Here is a 15482-nt window from a genome sequence, read left to right on the forward strand (position 1 = left end):
TTAAAATAACTGAATCAAAATAAATAAAAGCCTCCCTAATCCGGGGGGGCTGTTACCAGTAACAATGTTATGTAAACTGGAATGTAAGAAAGAATGAACTAAGGCAATGTGATATAACGATCTTTTCCGATTCCCTGTTCTGTTTTTGAAATGAAAATTTCTAGAATCCCGTTTTCAAATGAAGCGTTTACATGGTGATTAATAATTGGAAAGGGGAAGTCAATGATTCGAAAGCGTTTTTGGCAAGGAGCAGAAGTTGTGCTTCCAATTTTCTGGGCATAAATTAATAGCTTCTTGTTTTCAACTTTCACGGTAATATCAGAACTTTTATATTCATTTAAAACAGCTTCAACGATCCAATCATCGTCCGTTTCATATAAATCTATTCTAAATTGTGTAAGATCACAATGTGTCGTGTATGGGTCCAGAAAATAATCTTTTAGCCACTTATCCACTTGTTCAAAATCAACGGAGAAATTTTGATGAGCTTTTTTCCTTTTCATTTCTTTTCCCCCTTGCTCGTTCCATTCTATTCAATCAGTATTAAAAGGTGAAAAAATGTTATATTAGGTCAAACGAAGGAATATAAAGAAGACTGTATTATGAAAGAAACCATACGTTCTATTCCAACTGTACACGAATTGCAAAACCATCCTCATTTTTCGGCACTTTTGGATAATAGCCGTTTTGATGTTCCCAATTAACCAATTAATTAAAAAGGACAGTTGAACATATAAATGATAATTGGCAAGGGGACAAACCTAGGAATGTTAATGTTTCTAGAGGGCAGCTGGTTGAAATAGGAGGATTATTTCGTTTTCCTTCCATTATGGAAAAAAATGGTGCGAAATGTGAGGAAAGTAGGGACAACCAACAAAACTCATTTATATGATTATGAAAGAGCTAATACTTTTGAAACGGCGATTATCATGAAATCATGCGATTCATTTTAAAATAATGGGCTTTACTAAAACTGTAGAACTGATTGAATTAACGGGGCAAGATAAAAATGTCATTTTTAACGAAGGTCTGGCAGTATCGCTTTAATTGTAGTTAGAAAGTACAGCATTGGTGATGAATCGGTTGTAAAAGAGGTTATTGAAGAAGGGGCAGACGTTGTTACTTTTAGTGGATAAACTATTGAGTGATCCGCAATCCAAAATTATCACTGAAAAAACGGTATGATCGACCGTAATAAAAGACTTCAGTTAGTCAATGGGGTTCCAGTAGATTGGAGGACTCTTGCTGTATTGGAGGGTACACTATTAGATTATGCCCGTGAAAAAAAACCATTCGCAATATCCCGACGATCGAAAATTTATTAATCTCATTCGAAGAATTAGACGTTTGGGCCCGAAATTTTGTTACCAGCCAATTGGAAAGGACTAGCAGCTACGAGATAAAAATGTTTTATGACCTCAATCAAGAGAGGGAGGAATAATGCAAAAGGTAATAACCTAAGACATCAAGTTTTAACTGGAGAAAAATTAGGGGATATAACACGACATTACCAGGAGAGGCTAAAAGGAGGAATTTATCATTGATATACGGTCCGGTTTATAAGATGATGAGTCTCAATTTGTTTGATGGTCCATGCCAAGTTAAATTGAATTGAATTGATCCGCTCCGGCGTAAAGCTGAAGCGGATTTTTTAACCCTATCTTTAGGTTTCCAATTTATACATAACTTACATATCATGATGGGAATTATGCTTAGCTCGTGTATGGTTGCGGTTCTTCACTTTTTTAGAACCACTTAATGGTTCCGGCTGACCAGATTGTTTTGGAGCATTTTTGCGCATATCTTTGCTGTCATTTTTATTCATGCTTCATCCCTCCTCATTTTTAGGATGCAATGAACAAGTCTTTTTATGCCGAATATTTTTTGGTTTTTCAGTGCATTTTATATGTTATACGACTAAAGGAGGAAGAGAATATGGATAAATTTCCTTATCATAAGGATAAACAACAGGCATTCCAAGCAGCCCAGCAAGGCTATGAAAACGCCCAAGGCCTTTTTGAAACCATTGTAAGTGACAGTGCCAGTTACGGTCATCAGCTTAAACACTTAAAAGACGAGGTAAATGAAGCCTATCAACAAATAGAAAATGCCCTGGAAGTTGCATCTGAAAAGCAAAGAGCGCAGTTAGAGCAGTTTCAACAAGATTTAAGAAACATGGTGAACGAAGTAAATCAAGTACATTAACTAGATTCAAATAAAAGCGGGAGAGGGGACTCACCCCGCTTTTATTTCAGTCGATTTTCCATCAACAATAGAACCATTTCATCTTTAAAGCCTGACTAGTGGAAATCTTCTTTATTATTGATTTTTCTTGCGCTTTTTATTGTTCACTTTTTCCATTGCGGTCAATTTTTCATTGCCCATTTCTTCATTGTATCCTGCCCCGATTCCCTGTGATTTTGCTGCATTTGCTCCTGGTATTACATGATTCGACTTGGGTTTAGACATCACCATCACCTCCTCATAATTTTATTCTTTCCTAGACAAACTAAATAAATGACAAATAAAAGTTTTTTTGCCATAATAAAGGGGTAATACCTAACATTCTCATCCAGATTTTCGCGCAGATTCCATTAAGATTTTCGGAAAATGCCAAACAAATTACATAAAAGCGATAAGAAAAACTTATCAATCACAATAACTTTCTTGTAATTTACTTATGTAACCGGTTGTATTAAGATTGGATTGTGAGAAAAGTAAAGATGGATGGGAATTCTAACTTTTTATCTTTTCGTAATTTGAAAGTTCATGACGAATAAGGGGGATTTTTAATGGTGAAAAATGATGTTTTTAATTCACGTTCTTCCTTTGAAGCTGCTGGCAAACGTTATACCTATTATCGTTTAAAAGCACTCGAAGAAGCTGGCATTGGCAACGTGTCCAAATTGCCATATTCCATTAAAGTGTTACTTGAATCTGTATTACGACAATATGATGGCCGCGTCATTACAAAAGAGCATGTTGAAAATTTGGCAAAATGGGGCACATCTGAGCTTAAAGAAGTAGATGTTCCATTTAAACCATCCCGCGTAATCCTGCAAGACTTTACTGGTGTTCCAGCTGTCGTTGACCTTGCTTCTTTAAGAAAAGCAATGGCTGACCTTGGCGGCGACCCAGATAAAATCAACCCTGAAAAAACGGTTGACCTTGTTATTGACCACTCTGTACAGGTTGATGCATATGGCAACGAAAATGCATTAAAAGTAAATATGGATTTAGAATTCGAACGCAATGCAGAACGTTACCAATTCTTAAGTTGGGCACAAAAAGCATTTAATAACTATCGTGCTGTTCCGCCAGCAACTGGTATCGTTCACCAAGTTAACCTTGAATATTTAGCGGATGTAGTACACGTTGCAGAAGTGGATGGAGAGCTTGAAGCATATCCTGATACTTTAGTAGGTACTGACTCCCATACAACTATGATTAACGGTCTTGGCGTACTAGGTTGGGGCGTAGGCGGAATTGAAGCAGAAGCAGGTATGCTTGGACAGCCATCTTATTTCCCTGTTCCAGAAGTTGTTGGTGTTAAATTAATTGGTGAACTTCCAAATGGCGCAACAGCAACTGACCTTGCTTTAAAAGTGACTCAAGTACTTCGTAAGCATGGGGTAGTAGGTAAATTTGTAGAATATTTTGGACCTGGTGTATCAACACTTCCACTTGCTGATCGTGCAACGATTGCCAACATGGCACCTGAATATGGCGCTACATGTGGATTCTTCCCTATTGATGGTGAATCCTTAGATTATATGCGTTTAACTGGCCGTGATGAAGATCAAATCCAAGTTGTGGAACAATATTGCAAAGCAAATGGATTATTCTTCAGTCCTTCAGATGAACCAGTTTATACAAGCGTGATTGAAATTAACCTTGCTGAGATTGAAGCTAACCTTTCCGGACCTAAACGTCCACAAGACCTTATTCCTCTTTCAAAAATGAAAGAAGAATTCGTTAAAGCTGTTTCAGCTCCTCAAGGAAATCAAGGCTTTGGTTTACAAGCTGATGAACTAGAGAAATCGGCTTCCATTAATTTTAACAATGGTGAAGAAGCTGAAATTAAAACGGGTGCAGTTGCTATTGCGTCTATTACAAGCTGTACTAATACTTCCAATCCATATGTTCTTGTAGCAGCAGGACTTGTAGCGAAAAAAGCGGTTGAACTAGGTATGCATGTACCTAAGTTTGTGAAAACTTCATTGGCTCCAGGGTCAAAAGTAGTTACTGGCTATCTTCGCGATTCTGGTTTACTTCCATACCTTGAACAAATCGGCTTCAATCTTGTAGGTTATGGATGTACAACATGTATCGGGAACTCTGGTCCATTAAAAGAAGAAATCGAAAAAACAATTGCTGAAAATGATTTATTAGTTACATCTGTTCTTTCAGGTAACCGTAACTTTGAAGGACGTATCCATCCGCTTGTTAAAGCCAACTATCTTGCATCACCACCGCTTGTTGTAACTTATGCATTAGCGGGTACTGTGAACGTTGACTTTGCAAACGAACCAATTGGTAAAGATAAAGATGGAAACGATGTATTCTTTAAAGATATTTGGCCATCTACTGCTGAAGTAAATGATGTCGTAAAACGTACAGTTACACCTGAGTTATTCCGCAAAGAATATGAAAATGTATTTGGTGATAACGAGCGTTGGAACGAAATCAAAACAAGCAATGAGCCATTATACACTTGGGACGAAGATTCTACTTATATCCAAAATCCTCCGTTCTTTGAAGGTTTATCAAAAGAACCAGGAACTGTTTCACCATTAAATGGACTTCGTGTTGTAGGTAAATTCGGTGATTCTGTAACAACTGACCACATTTCACCTGCTGGAGCAATCGGCAAAAACACACCAGCTGGAAAATATTTATTAGAAAAAGGCGTAGAGCCACGCGACTTTAACTCTTATGGATCCCGCCGCGGTAACCATGAAGTTATGATGCGCGGTACTTTTGCGAACATTCGCATTCGCAACCAAATTGCACCAGGTACAGAAGGCGGCTTTACAACTTACTGGCCAACTGGTGAAGTAATGTCTATTTACGATGCTTGCATGAAGTACAAAGAAAATGGCACTGGTTTAATGGTTCTTGCCGGCAAAGATTACGGCATGGGCTCTTCACGCGACTGGGCTGCAAAAGGTACAAATCTATTAGGCATCAAAACAGTTCTTGCTGAAAGCTTCGAGCGTATCCACCGTTCAAACCTAGTGTTAATGGGTGTTCTTCCACTTCAATTTAAAGAAGGCGAAAGCGCTGAAACACTTGGTTTAACGGGAAAAGAAACTTTTGAAGTTCAAGTTGACGAAAACGTAAAACCACGTGATCTTCTAAAAGTGACAGTCACTGATGAAGCTGGTAACAAAAAAGAATTCGAAGTATTGGTACGTTTCGACTCTGAAGTAGAAATCGACTACTACCGTCATGGCGGTATCCTTCAAATGGTACTTCGTGAAAAATTACAAGCATAAATATTTGATTTATTATTTCAAAACCCATGCCTTTCTGGCATGGGTTTTTTACAGATAGGATGTTAATGATAAACGTACTGTATTCATCTTTTTAGACTTCGCCAATCTGGCAATAAACTTTAAATTTCTCAATCTGAAGTTCTTCATTTGTATGTGCTCTATAGTTGATGGATTTTACCATGTAAATTTTTTAGATTGTATTTGAATGTATTGCAACTATCTTGAATATTGATACAATAACATTGGCAGCTATAGCTATTTACATACTTAAGGGGATGATATGAAATGGAAAATACATACTTGCAGTCAGTGTCTTATGACAATGGGGTATTAAAGATATTGGATCAAACCAAAATTCCTAATATGACAGAGTTCATTGAAATAACCAAAATAGAAGATGCGTGGGACGCCATTAAACAATTAAAAGTACGTGGTGCGCCAGCAATTGGAATCGCAGCGGCCTACGGTTTAGTCGTCGGTATTCAAAATGCACCTGAAAATTCTTTTGATGAGTTTTATGCTTTTTTTAAAAAACAATCACATTATTTAGCAACATCTAGGCCGACGGCTGTTAATTTATTCTGGGCATTAAAACGGATGGAAGAGCGGGTACAAAGAGAAAAGACAAAATCAGTATTTAAAATAAAGGAAGCCCTTGTAGAAGAAGCTCATATCATTCGCAATGAAGATGAAGAAGTTTGCCGATCAATTGGAGCGCATGCCTTAACCCTTTTAAAAGATGGAATGGGCATTCTTACACATTGCAATGCAGGGGGAATCGCAACAGCAAGATATGGAACTGCTTTAGCACCTCTTTATTTAGCCAAAGAACAGGGTTGGGATATCAAAGTGTTTGCCGACGAAACTCGTCCGCTATTGCAGGGGGCACGTCTTACTGCATGGGAGCTTATGCAGGCAGGTATAGATGTTACGTTAATAACGGATAATATGGCGGCAATGGTTATGCAAAAAGGATGGGTCCAAGCTGTTATTGTAGGGTGTGACCGTGTTGCTGCAAACGGTGATGTGGCCAATAAAATCGGTACGTATGGTGTTGCATTGCTTGCAAAGGCACATAATATTCCATTCTATGTTGCAGCCCCATTGTCAACTATTGATCTTGAAACAAAAACGGGGTCTGACATACCAATTGAGGAGCGGGATGCAGCAGAAATCACTGAAGGATTTGGGAAAAGAACCGCACCTGAAGGTGTAAAGGTATTCAATCCTGCATTTGATGTGACCCCAAATGAATTAATTACTGCTATTATAACCGAAAAGGGAATTATTAAAGGAAATTACCAGGAAGCACTTCCGAAACTTTTTAAAGCTTAGAAAAAGTGAAAGCAACATATTGATCAATAACAGCTAAGTTTTTTAATGCAACGTTTAAGGAAAGGCTTGATTTCATGAATTCAGAAATTAATTTAAAAAATCATATTTGTGAAATTGGAAAAAAGCTTTATGATAAAGGCTTTGTCGCAGCTAATGATGGCAATATATCCATCCGCTTACACGATCATGAATTTCTTATTACACCTACAGGAGTTAGTAAAGGCAGCATGACTCCCGAGATGATTATTAAAATAGATGAGAATGGGACAGTGCTTGAAGGAAACTACAAACCTTCTTCAGAAATGAAGATGCATTTTGCTGTATATGAGAACCGTCATGACGTACAAGCATGTGTCCATGTTCACCCGCCATTTTCAACCGCATTTGCCATTGCCGGAATACCATTAGATCAAGCCATTATGCCAGAATCTGTTGTCTTTCTTGGTACAATTCCTGTGGCAGAATATGGAACACCCTCAACAAACGAAATACCAAATGCAGTAAAAAGATATGTACAAAACCATCAAGGTGTGCTGCTTGAAAATCATGGAGCGCTAACATGGGGCAAAGATTTAGATCATGCCTATTATTTAATGGAATCTTTGGAGTTTACAGCGAAAATTAATTGGATTGCCAAACAGCTAAATGGGGACAGAGAACTATCGCAGAAGCATGTTGAAACGTTGGTCCGGATGAAGACACAAATGGGTATAAAAGGTGAATCACCAAAGGGAGTGATAACACCCGAAGGTATTCACGCTCAGAAGTTTTCGCCAAGTGCCAATCGTTCTTTATCTGAAGAGGACTTGGACTTAATAGCTGAAAAGGTAACCAAAAACTTACTCGGGGAGCTTCGGAAACTATTTTAAATGGAAGTAAATGTGTGAATTCTTATTCCGATCAGTTCACGAAATTAGCAAATGCACATTTTGTAATAACTGGGTTTATAGTGTAAAATCGATATAGCAGAACATCGATTAAAGGAGGACTCCGGGTTGTTCAAAAAGGTTCTTGCTTCAGTAGTATTAATTAGCCTGCTGACAGTAGCGATAGTACAGGCCATGGATAAAAACAAAGAAAAACCCGATGCCGCATCAAAGCACAGCCTTGCTCAAAAAAACAGTTTAGAAATCGGAGCAAAGGCGCCTGATTTTGAATTAAAAACGTTAACCGGTGAAACAGTGAAATTATCCAGCTTAAAAGGCAAGAAAGTCATGTTAAATTTTTGGGCCACTTGGTGCCCGCCATGTAAAGCGGAAATGCCGGAAATTGAGCAGTTTTACAAAACAGCGGGTAATAATACAGCGATCCTTTCAGTTAATATTGATCCGCAATTGGATGTAAAGGGTTTTGTAAAGGAAAATAAAATTACTTTCCCGATCCTTCTTGACACGGATGATAAGGTAAATGGAACTTATCAAATCATCTCCATTCCCACTACTTATTTTATTGACAGCAATGGCATTATTCAGAATAAAATTGTCGGTCAAATGAAGCTTGCCGATATGAACGATAATATGAGCATTTTAAAATAGGAAAGACATTGGCCAAGCCACTGTCTTTTTTTATTTTCCAATAAGCTTTCCTATTAGGCATAAGCCGCAACTACGCCTAACGAATTCGCCAATCGCGAGTTTTCTTTATTGGCTATCCTATGCTGATTGTAACGGAAATCTATAGTCCAATATAACAGCGTCTAATTTTTAAGACACGATTAAATTTTCAAAAAGTTGTAATAATTGCAAGCGTTTCCGGAAATAATAACTGTTACAATAAGTCATAAGGAAGGTGATAATGATGAGAAAACCAAGAAAACGTTCGTTCGCAGAACTTGTATCTGAAAATAAATCACAACTTTTGAAGGATCGTGCTGCAATGGAAAAAATTGAACAGCGCCTTGAGGAAAAGCGTTTGGGAAAGGCAGAGTAATCACATTGATTACCAATCATGTTTACATTCCTTAATGGACAAAATGTACATAAGGAGGGATGAGATATGGGAAAAGGATATCAAACAAAACGATTTAGACCAACTCACATTGGTACACAACCGAGAAGCTTCGGTGGTAATAAAGGAAAGCAAATGCAGGATAAATCCGGCGAACACGCACAAGTGATGCAAACGAAAGGCGAATAATAAAAATTGGGGGACCCAGGCTTACAAAACCTGGGTCTTTTTGAGCGAAAAATTTTTGTGATATTTTTTATCCTTCGTTACAAACTAAATGTGTATCAAATACACCTTTAGGAGGTCATAACATGAACTATCCCAATAAACCAAAACCAGATGATCGCAGCGATAATGTGGAAAAATTGCAGTCCATGATACATCATACGATTGAAAATATGGAGGCTGCCGAAGAATCACTAAGGTACACGGATAGTGAAGAACAGCGCCAGCAAATTGAAGCGAAAAACGACCGCAGAAGGGAAAGTATTGATTCTTTCCGTTCTGAGATTAAAGACGAGGCAAATCGAAGTAAATAATAAATGTTGAGTGGGATCAGTTCGTTTTGAACTGATTCTTTTTTAATGCCTTATATTTCGTAAATGCAAGAGGCATATGGTAAGATGAAAGAGAATTTTTTACAGAAGAAGTGATGAAATGACCCAACAAGTTAATCAACCGGAAATTGACAATATTTTAATGTGGGAAAAAGAGCTTAGGGAATATGGAACGATTGCAAATGAAAATCAATTAATCATTGCCTTAAGTGAGGAATCTGATCCATCGAGACTTTCCAGACTTTTTACCATTGCTTCGCAATCGCGAATCAAACGAATTTCCCGTGACCATGTAGCTGAAATTTGGCTTGAAAATGCATTAAAATTAGATCCCAGTAATCGAATGGCAAAAGAAATATCTCTCCATTCCGATTGGAAAAAATTCAGAGGATTTATGGCAAAGCTATCATTTCCTCCTATGAGGGAAACGGATAATCGCACAGCCAAAAAGAAAATGGCAGAGCAATATATAAAAATTTGCCAAGACTTTTTGAATACTTCCGAAGAACCATTGGAGGACTTACAAACGAAAAGCAATTTGGCCTCAACCATTGCCGATCAGGCTTTGTTCAATAAATACCAAGATCTTTATGAACTATTACGTGATGCCATTGAAGCAACTGCAAGTTTATTAAAAGCAGTTGAAGAATATGAACAATCCATTATTGGGGTATTCCATACCTCAACTTATTTAGACAATTTAAAGCTGTGTTTAACGAATGTGGAAGAAATCAAACATAAATGGCTGGAGATCTTTTCTGATAAGGAGCCGAAGGTTGAACCTGAGAATCATGCACTTGATGAACTAAATATGTTAATTGGCATGGATTTAGTGAAAAACCGGGTACATGATTTCTATCAGTTTCTAAAATATCAGAAGCAAAGAAAAGAACTTGGCTTCAAAATGAAAGATGAATTAAGTCTCAACATGATTCTGACCGGAAATCCGGGGACCGGGAAAACGACAATCGCCAGATTAATGGCCAAAATCTATCATGAGCTTGGTGTACTTCCACGTGAAGAAGTGATTGAGGCAGACCGTTCCCATTTAGTCGGTTCTTTTGTGGGTCAGACAGAGGAAAACGTCCGGTCAGTCGTCGAACGCTCAGTTGGAGGCGTTTTGTTTATTGATGAGGCGTATAGCTTAAAACGGGAAGGTCAGTCCGGAAATGATTATGGCCAAACCGCTATTGACACTCTTGTCTCTTTGATGACAGGGAAAGAATTTGGCGGTAAATTTGCGGTGATATTGGCTGGATATCCTGAGGAAATGCGTATATTTTTACAGGCCAACCCCGGCTTACGAAGCCGTTTTCCACAGTCGAATATGATCCATTTGGAAAATTATTCGATGGAGGAATTAATTCAAATTGCGGAGAAGGCAGCGCAAGATAACGATTATTTCCTTACAGATGATGCAAAAATTGAAATTGCTCATCGCTTAGAGCGTGAGCAAGTTGATGACACCTTTGGTAATGCCAGAACCGTGTCTAATATCATTTTAGAGGCTATTTTTAGAAAGGGCTCTACTGTACAAGGGACTGACCCAAAAGCAATCATTCATTATATGCTTTTAAATAAAGAAGATTTTCAAATACAGCATGTGGATCGTGATGAATCACCAAATGACCTCCTGGAAAATTTAATTGGGATGGAAGCATTAAAAGCAGAAATGCAAAAACTGATTTCCTTTGTAAAAATACAGCAATTTAGAAGGAATAAAGGTTTGCCGCCAGTCCCCATACAACTTCATTCTGTTTTTACCGGTAATCCTGGGACAGGTAAAACAACAGTCGCAAAAATCTATGCGAAGCTTCTTAAGGAGTGCGGTATTTTAAAAAGAGGCCACTTAATTGTTACAAGCAGAGCAGACTTTGTAGCAGGATATGTGGGGCAATCGGCTATTAAAACAAAGAAAAAAATCAGGGAGGCCCTTGGCGGAGTTTTATTCATTGATGAAGCATATTCTCTTCTAAGCCAGAGTGCAGGTGATTTTGGAAAAGAAGTCATCGATACTCTAGTTGATGAGATGACAAGGCATAATGAAAACTTGGTAGTGGTGCTTGCGGGCTATCCTGACCAAATGGACGAACTCCTAGAAAGTAACCCTGGATTGCGTTCAAGATTTAAAAAGTTCTTTTTCTTTCCTGATTATCCATCCGAGGAATTGCTCGAAATTATGAATTCCTATGCTGAAAGCTATCAATACAAGCTCACAGAAGAGGCAAATGAATTGCTAAAGAGGCTATTGAACTCTGAGAGTTTTAGCGGCAATGGTCGTTTTGCTACAAATACGGTGGATGAATTGATACAAGTACAAGCAGCAAGGCTTATGACTCTTTCCGACAATGACGCTTTAGATGAAAAAGCTATCTACCTCGATACAGATGACGTATATGCTGTTTTTAATAAACAATTGAAATTAGATTGAAAGGATTAGCTGAAAATGGACAATCATTTTGTTTCTACAAGAGAAATTCATTTATATTACGCAGATACTGACATGATGGGCGTGATCTATCATGCCAATTATTTAAAATTCTTTGAATTAGGCAGAACCGGTTTGATTGAGGATTTAGGATTTAGTTATGTTGGAATGGAAGATTCTGGATATTTTGCACCAGTTTATGATATTCAGGTTACCTATAGAAAACCTCTCCGTTATGGAGACAAGGCCTATGTCCATACATGGGTAGACCACAATGATGGAATCAAAACAATTTATGGATATCAAATATTAAACGGAAATGATGAATTATGTGCAGAAGGCTCTTCCACACATATTATCGTGAAAAAAGATAATTTTAGGCCGGCATCATTTAAAAAGGCATTCCCGGAATGGTATTTAAAATATGAAGAAATAAAGAAAAAATAGAAGCTCAATTTGAATTGGAATGAAGGTGTTAAGGTGGCTTTCGGGATAAGGAAACAAGATTTAGTCGAGTGGAAAATGAAAATTGATCGCGGTGAGATCGCCTTTTTAACTCATTATTGGCTTGATGATCGATTTCCAGAGAGTAAATCAGTTACAAAGGTTGGCTGTAGCAACCTAGAAAAACTGGCAGCCTGGGGGCAAAAATACGGATTACGTAAGGAATGGATCCATCACCGGGCAGACGGATATTCTCACTTTGATTTACTTGGTAAAAAACAAATCGAGATCCTGAAAGAAGAAGGGCTGTTGCATCATATATGGTAAAAAAGGCGGAGTTTTTATGAAACTCCGCTTTTTATATAATTTTTCGTTAGTTCAAATCCAGTTCTTCAAAAAAATCAAGCAGTTCGTCGAAATTTCTTGTTACCTTTACTGGAGATTCTTCGGATTCGTTCTCGCAATAAAATTCGATGATAAACTCATTTATATCAGTACTTTTAGTTAATTCAGTTGAAAATATATATTCATGTCCGATCTTTTGCACGATAATCCCCTCCAACGATTGGTAATATTTATAAGTACATTGTACTCTAAATACTACGAAATAGCTGGCAGAATTATGAAAGTTTCATGAAAAAAAGGAACACGAGGTTCCTTTATAGCCATTTAATCTTTGGTTCTGTTTTATTCATGATTCTCTTAATATTTGCCCTGTGGCGATAGAAGACGAACGACGTCAACAGAATGATCGTAACGAGCAAAGGGATATTAAAATTCTGGATAAAACCCATAACGATGACATATAGGATGCCAACAACACCTGCTACCATAGATGATAGAGAAACATATTTTGATATGTACAGGCAAATAAAGAAGGCAATTATGACCGTAATAAATAATAGTGGTGCACAGAACAAGATTACTCCACCGGAAGTTGCAACAGCTTTTCCACCGCGAAATCCTGCAAAGATAGGGTAAATATGACCAATAACGGCTAATATTCCTGGTACCAATGGAATCAGATCTTGGTGAAAAATCATAGGTAATGCTGCTGCTAATGTTCCTTTTAAAATATCGGAAAGGGTTACGGCCAATCCCGCTTTTACACCAAGGGTTCGAAATGTATTGGTTCCACCTAAATTGCCGCTGCCATGCTGGCGTATATCGGTATTATAAAATGCCTTTCCAATAATTAAACCCGAAGGTATGGAACCAAGTAAATAAGCCAGAACCAAGATGATAATTATTTGAATCATTAACGTATTCTCCTTTTAATAGAAAGATCCAGTATCTATTTTACCATGGAAACACGAAAAAACACCATTATACTTTTTCTATCCTTTAAATTGAAGAACCAAACGGAGATAGGAGAAAAATCTCTTTCCAATTCCAATAAGATATTTTAGGATAGAAAAAGGGAGGAAGTTTAATGGTACAAATAGAATTATCAAAAAAACGGCGTTTATCAGCAAAAGGAATATTTTTTGGATTGATCGCTGCCTTTATTCTGGTTATTTCTGCGATCTTTTTTTTATTTTATCCGTTCGCATCAACTGAGAAAACTGTGTATTTTCATGGTTTGAATCCAATTATTTATAAAGGGGCTCAACAGGGAAATGCTTTAATCGAGAAGAATAAAGTTTACATTCCCTTGAGCTTTTTAAAAAAGGATTTAGACAATTCCGTTATAATGGACGAACAATCAAAATCCATTATTATTACTAGTAATGATAAGGTTGTGCAATTGCCTCTTAATTCTTTAAAGTACTATGTAAATGGGAAGCAGAAGAAAATACAGCAAGCACCGATAATTACAAAAGACGGAGATGTTTTTGCGGAATTAGATTTGCTGCTTTCGATTTACCCTGTTCAGTATAAAAGGCTACCAGAGAGCCATGCTGTATGGATCCAAAGAGCTGGAGAGGAATACACGAATGGGACAATAGCAGCTGACAGTGCTAAAGCGGATTGGCTTAGACTAAGAACAAGTGCTAGTGTTCGAACACCATATACTGCAGAGACAAGTAATCATGAACCTGTTTTTATTGAGAGAGAAAAGGATGGATATTATTTCGTCAGGAAAGCAAATGGAATCGGCGGTTATATTAAAAAAGATTATGTGAAAACGGAAGATAAAGTAAAAATCAATATTGCACAAACATCTGTAACATATTCACTGCCGAAAATAAATGGACCACTTAACTTGACTTGGGAAGCCGTATATACGAAAACTCCAGCATCATCCACCCTGCCGGTTATGCCAGGCATCAATGTTGTTTCACCCACATGGTTTTCACTGGCTAGTGAAAAAGGAGCAATCAAGAACAAGGCTTCATTGCAATATAGCAAATGGGCTCATCAAAAAGGCTATCAAGTATGGGGAGCGTTCTCCAATTCGTTTGACCCAGGACTCACTTTTCAAACATTGAAAAACTTTGAAAACCGTCAGAACATTATCAGGCAGTTGCTTCGTTGTAGTAAGCAATATCAAATACAAGGCATCAACTTTGATATCGAAAATGTGAATGAGGAAGATGGACAGCTTGTTACCCAGCTTGTAAAGGAGGCGGCTCCTTATTTCCATGCTGCAGGATTAATTGTATCGATGGACATTACGTTCCCTTCAGGAGATCATAATAAATGGTCGTCTTTTTATGAACGGTCAAAGCTTTCACAAATTGCTGATTATCTTATTGTCATGGCTTATGATGAACACACAAGTGCTGTTACAGGCGAAGGAAGTGTTGCAAGTCTTCCGTGGGTGGAAAGCAATTTGAAAAATTTACTCACCGAGGTACCTAAAGAAAAACTAGTACTTGGTGTTCCCTTGTTTTCAAGGCTTTGGAAGGAACAAACCAATCCCGATGGTTCCGTTCATATAACATCAAAAGCAGTTTCGATGGATACGGCAAAATCATGGCTTGCATCAAAAGGGATCGTGCCAACTTACGACAAGCAAAGCGGACAAAACTATGCACAATATTCTGCGCCAAACGAAGATACCACTTATAAAATATGGTTGGAAGATGAGATGTCTTTAACCAAACGTGTGCAATTAGCTGAAAAATATCATCTGGCAGGAGTGGCCAGCTGGTCAAGAAATTTTGGCGACCAAACAGCATGGACAGCATTAACCCCAGAAACAGATAAAAATATGGCAAAAAAATAATATTCGAATAAAGAAAACTCGCCGATTGGCGAGCCCGACAGGGCGAAGACAGAGGCGTAGTTGCCCTTATGCCTGATAGGAAAGTTTTCCTATCGGCCAAA

General features: G+C 37.8%; 19 protein-coding genes. 14 read left to right on the plus strand and 5 right to left on the minus strand.

The window, feature by feature from the left end:
• Positions 1 to 98 precede the first annotated feature (98 nt).
• Complete coding sequence (locus HPT25_RS19725) at positions 99 to 503, minus strand: Hsp20/alpha crystallin family protein (RefSeq protein ID WP_173068139.1); 405 nt, start codon at positions 501 to 503, stop codon at positions 99 to 101.
• A gap of 230 nt (positions 504 to 733) precedes the next feature.
• On the opposite strand from HPT25_RS19725, the gene HPT25_RS29380 reads away from it, so the two are divergent.
• Positions 734 to 892 carry a hypothetical protein gene (locus HPT25_RS29380; RefSeq protein ID WP_173071297.1) on the plus strand — a complete coding sequence of 53 codons (159 nt, stop codon included), beginning with the start codon at positions 734 to 736 and terminating at the stop codon, positions 890 to 892.
• A complete protein-coding gene (locus HPT25_RS29385) occupies positions 840 to 953 on the plus strand; it encodes a hypothetical protein (RefSeq protein WP_376767948.1) in 114 nt (37 codons plus the stop codon). Before HPT25_RS29380 ends, HPT25_RS29385 begins: the two co-directional genes overlap by 53 nt.
• A 734-nt stretch (positions 954 to 1687) precedes the next feature.
• Here HPT25_RS29385 and HPT25_RS19740 read toward each other — a convergent pair.
• Positions 1688 to 1825, minus strand: a complete 138-nt coding sequence (locus tag HPT25_RS19740) for a small acid-soluble spore protein P (protein ID WP_173068145.1) — start codon at positions 1823 to 1825, stop codon at positions 1688 to 1690.
• A gap of 110 nt (positions 1826 to 1935) precedes the next feature.
• On the opposite strand from HPT25_RS19740, the gene HPT25_RS19745 reads away from it, so the two are divergent.
• Positions 1936 to 2205, plus strand: a complete 270-nt coding sequence (locus HPT25_RS19745) for a hypothetical protein (protein WP_173068148.1) — start codon at positions 1936 to 1938, stop codon at positions 2203 to 2205.
• A gap of 114 nt (positions 2206 to 2319) precedes the next feature.
• Here HPT25_RS19745 and sspO read toward each other — a convergent pair whose 3' ends face one another.
• On the minus strand, positions 2320 to 2469 hold the full coding sequence (sspO, locus tag HPT25_RS19750; RefSeq protein WP_173068151.1) for a small acid-soluble spore protein SspO: 150 nt from the start codon (positions 2467 to 2469) through the stop codon (positions 2320 to 2322).
• Between the two features lie 323 nt (positions 2470 to 2792).
• Here sspO and acnA point away from each other — a divergent pair, with 323 nt between their 5' ends.
• From acnA to HPT25_RS19800, 10 genes are all read left to right on the plus strand, one after another.
• Positions 2793 to 5498 carry an aconitate hydratase AcnA gene (gene acnA, locus HPT25_RS19755; protein ID WP_173068153.1) on the plus strand — a complete coding sequence of 902 codons (2706 nt, stop codon included), beginning with the start codon at positions 2793 to 2795 and terminating at the stop codon, positions 5496 to 5498.
• A 285-nt stretch (positions 5499 to 5783) separates the two neighbouring features.
• Positions 5784 to 6833 carry an S-methyl-5-thioribose-1-phosphate isomerase gene (mtnA, locus tag HPT25_RS19760; protein WP_173068156.1) on the plus strand — a complete coding sequence of 350 codons (1050 nt, stop codon included), beginning with the start codon at positions 5784 to 5786 and terminating at the stop codon, positions 6831 to 6833.
• Between the two features lie 74 nt (positions 6834 to 6907).
• Positions 6908 to 7702: a class II aldolase/adducin family protein gene (locus tag HPT25_RS19765; protein WP_173068161.1), complete on the plus strand. Its 795-nt coding sequence runs from the start codon at positions 6908 to 6910 to the stop codon at positions 7700 to 7702.
• Between the two features lie 126 nt (positions 7703 to 7828).
• A complete protein-coding gene (locus HPT25_RS19770) occupies positions 7829 to 8368 on the plus strand; it encodes a TlpA disulfide reductase family protein (RefSeq protein ID WP_173068165.1) in 540 nt (179 codons plus the stop codon).
• Between the two features lie 262 nt (positions 8369 to 8630).
• Positions 8631 to 8762 carry an FbpB family small basic protein gene (locus HPT25_RS19775; RefSeq protein ID WP_007087036.1) on the plus strand — a complete coding sequence of 44 codons (132 nt, stop codon included), beginning with the start codon at positions 8631 to 8633 and terminating at the stop codon, positions 8760 to 8762.
• Positions 8763 to 8828: 66 nt separating this feature from the next.
• On the plus strand, positions 8829 to 8969 hold the full coding sequence (locus HPT25_RS19780) for an acid-soluble spore protein N (RefSeq protein ID WP_173068168.1): 141 nt from the start codon (positions 8829 to 8831) through the stop codon (positions 8967 to 8969).
• A 122-nt stretch (positions 8970 to 9091) separates the two neighbouring features.
• Positions 9092 to 9319, plus strand: coding sequence for a small acid-soluble spore protein Tlp (gene tlp, locus HPT25_RS19785; protein ID WP_173068171.1), 228 nt, complete (start codon positions 9092 to 9094; stop codon positions 9317 to 9319).
• A gap of 118 nt (positions 9320 to 9437) precedes the next feature.
• Positions 9438 to 11768 carry an AAA family ATPase gene (locus HPT25_RS19790; protein WP_173068174.1) on the plus strand — a complete coding sequence of 777 codons (2331 nt, stop codon included), beginning with the start codon at positions 9438 to 9440 and terminating at the stop codon, positions 11766 to 11768.
• Positions 11769 to 11783: 15 nt separating this feature from the next.
• On the plus strand, positions 11784 to 12212 hold the full coding sequence (locus HPT25_RS19795; RefSeq protein ID WP_173068177.1) for an acyl-CoA thioesterase: 429 nt from the start codon (positions 11784 to 11786) through the stop codon (positions 12210 to 12212).
• Between the two features lie 33 nt (positions 12213 to 12245).
• Complete coding sequence (locus HPT25_RS19800) at positions 12246 to 12536, plus strand: hypothetical protein (protein WP_173071299.1); 291 nt, start codon at positions 12246 to 12248, stop codon at positions 12534 to 12536.
• Between the two features lie 46 nt (positions 12537 to 12582).
• On the opposite strand, the gene HPT25_RS19805 is transcribed toward HPT25_RS19800, so the two are convergent.
• Both HPT25_RS19805 and plsY read right to left on the minus strand, forming a co-directional pair.
• On the minus strand, positions 12583 to 12756 hold the full coding sequence (locus tag HPT25_RS19805; protein WP_173068179.1) for a hypothetical protein: 174 nt from the start codon (positions 12754 to 12756) through the stop codon (positions 12583 to 12585).
• 112 nt (positions 12757 to 12868) lie between these two features.
• Positions 12869 to 13468 carry a glycerol-3-phosphate 1-O-acyltransferase PlsY gene (gene plsY, locus HPT25_RS19810; protein ID WP_173068182.1) on the minus strand — a complete coding sequence of 200 codons (600 nt, stop codon included), beginning with the start codon at positions 13466 to 13468 and terminating at the stop codon, positions 12869 to 12871.
• A 173-nt stretch (positions 13469 to 13641) separates the two neighbouring features.
• On the opposite strand from plsY, the gene HPT25_RS19815 reads away from it, so the two are divergent.
• Positions 13642 to 15381, plus strand: a complete 1740-nt coding sequence (locus HPT25_RS19815) for a glycosyl hydrolase family 18 protein (protein ID WP_173068185.1) — start codon at positions 13642 to 13644, stop codon at positions 15379 to 15381.
• The last annotated feature ends 101 nt before the right edge of the window (positions 15382 to 15482 follow it).

This window comes from Neobacillus endophyticus (genome assembly GCF_013248975.1).
In the GTDB taxonomy this organism is placed as follows: Bacteria; Bacillota; Bacilli; order Bacillales; family Cytobacillaceae; genus Neobacillus; species Neobacillus endophyticus.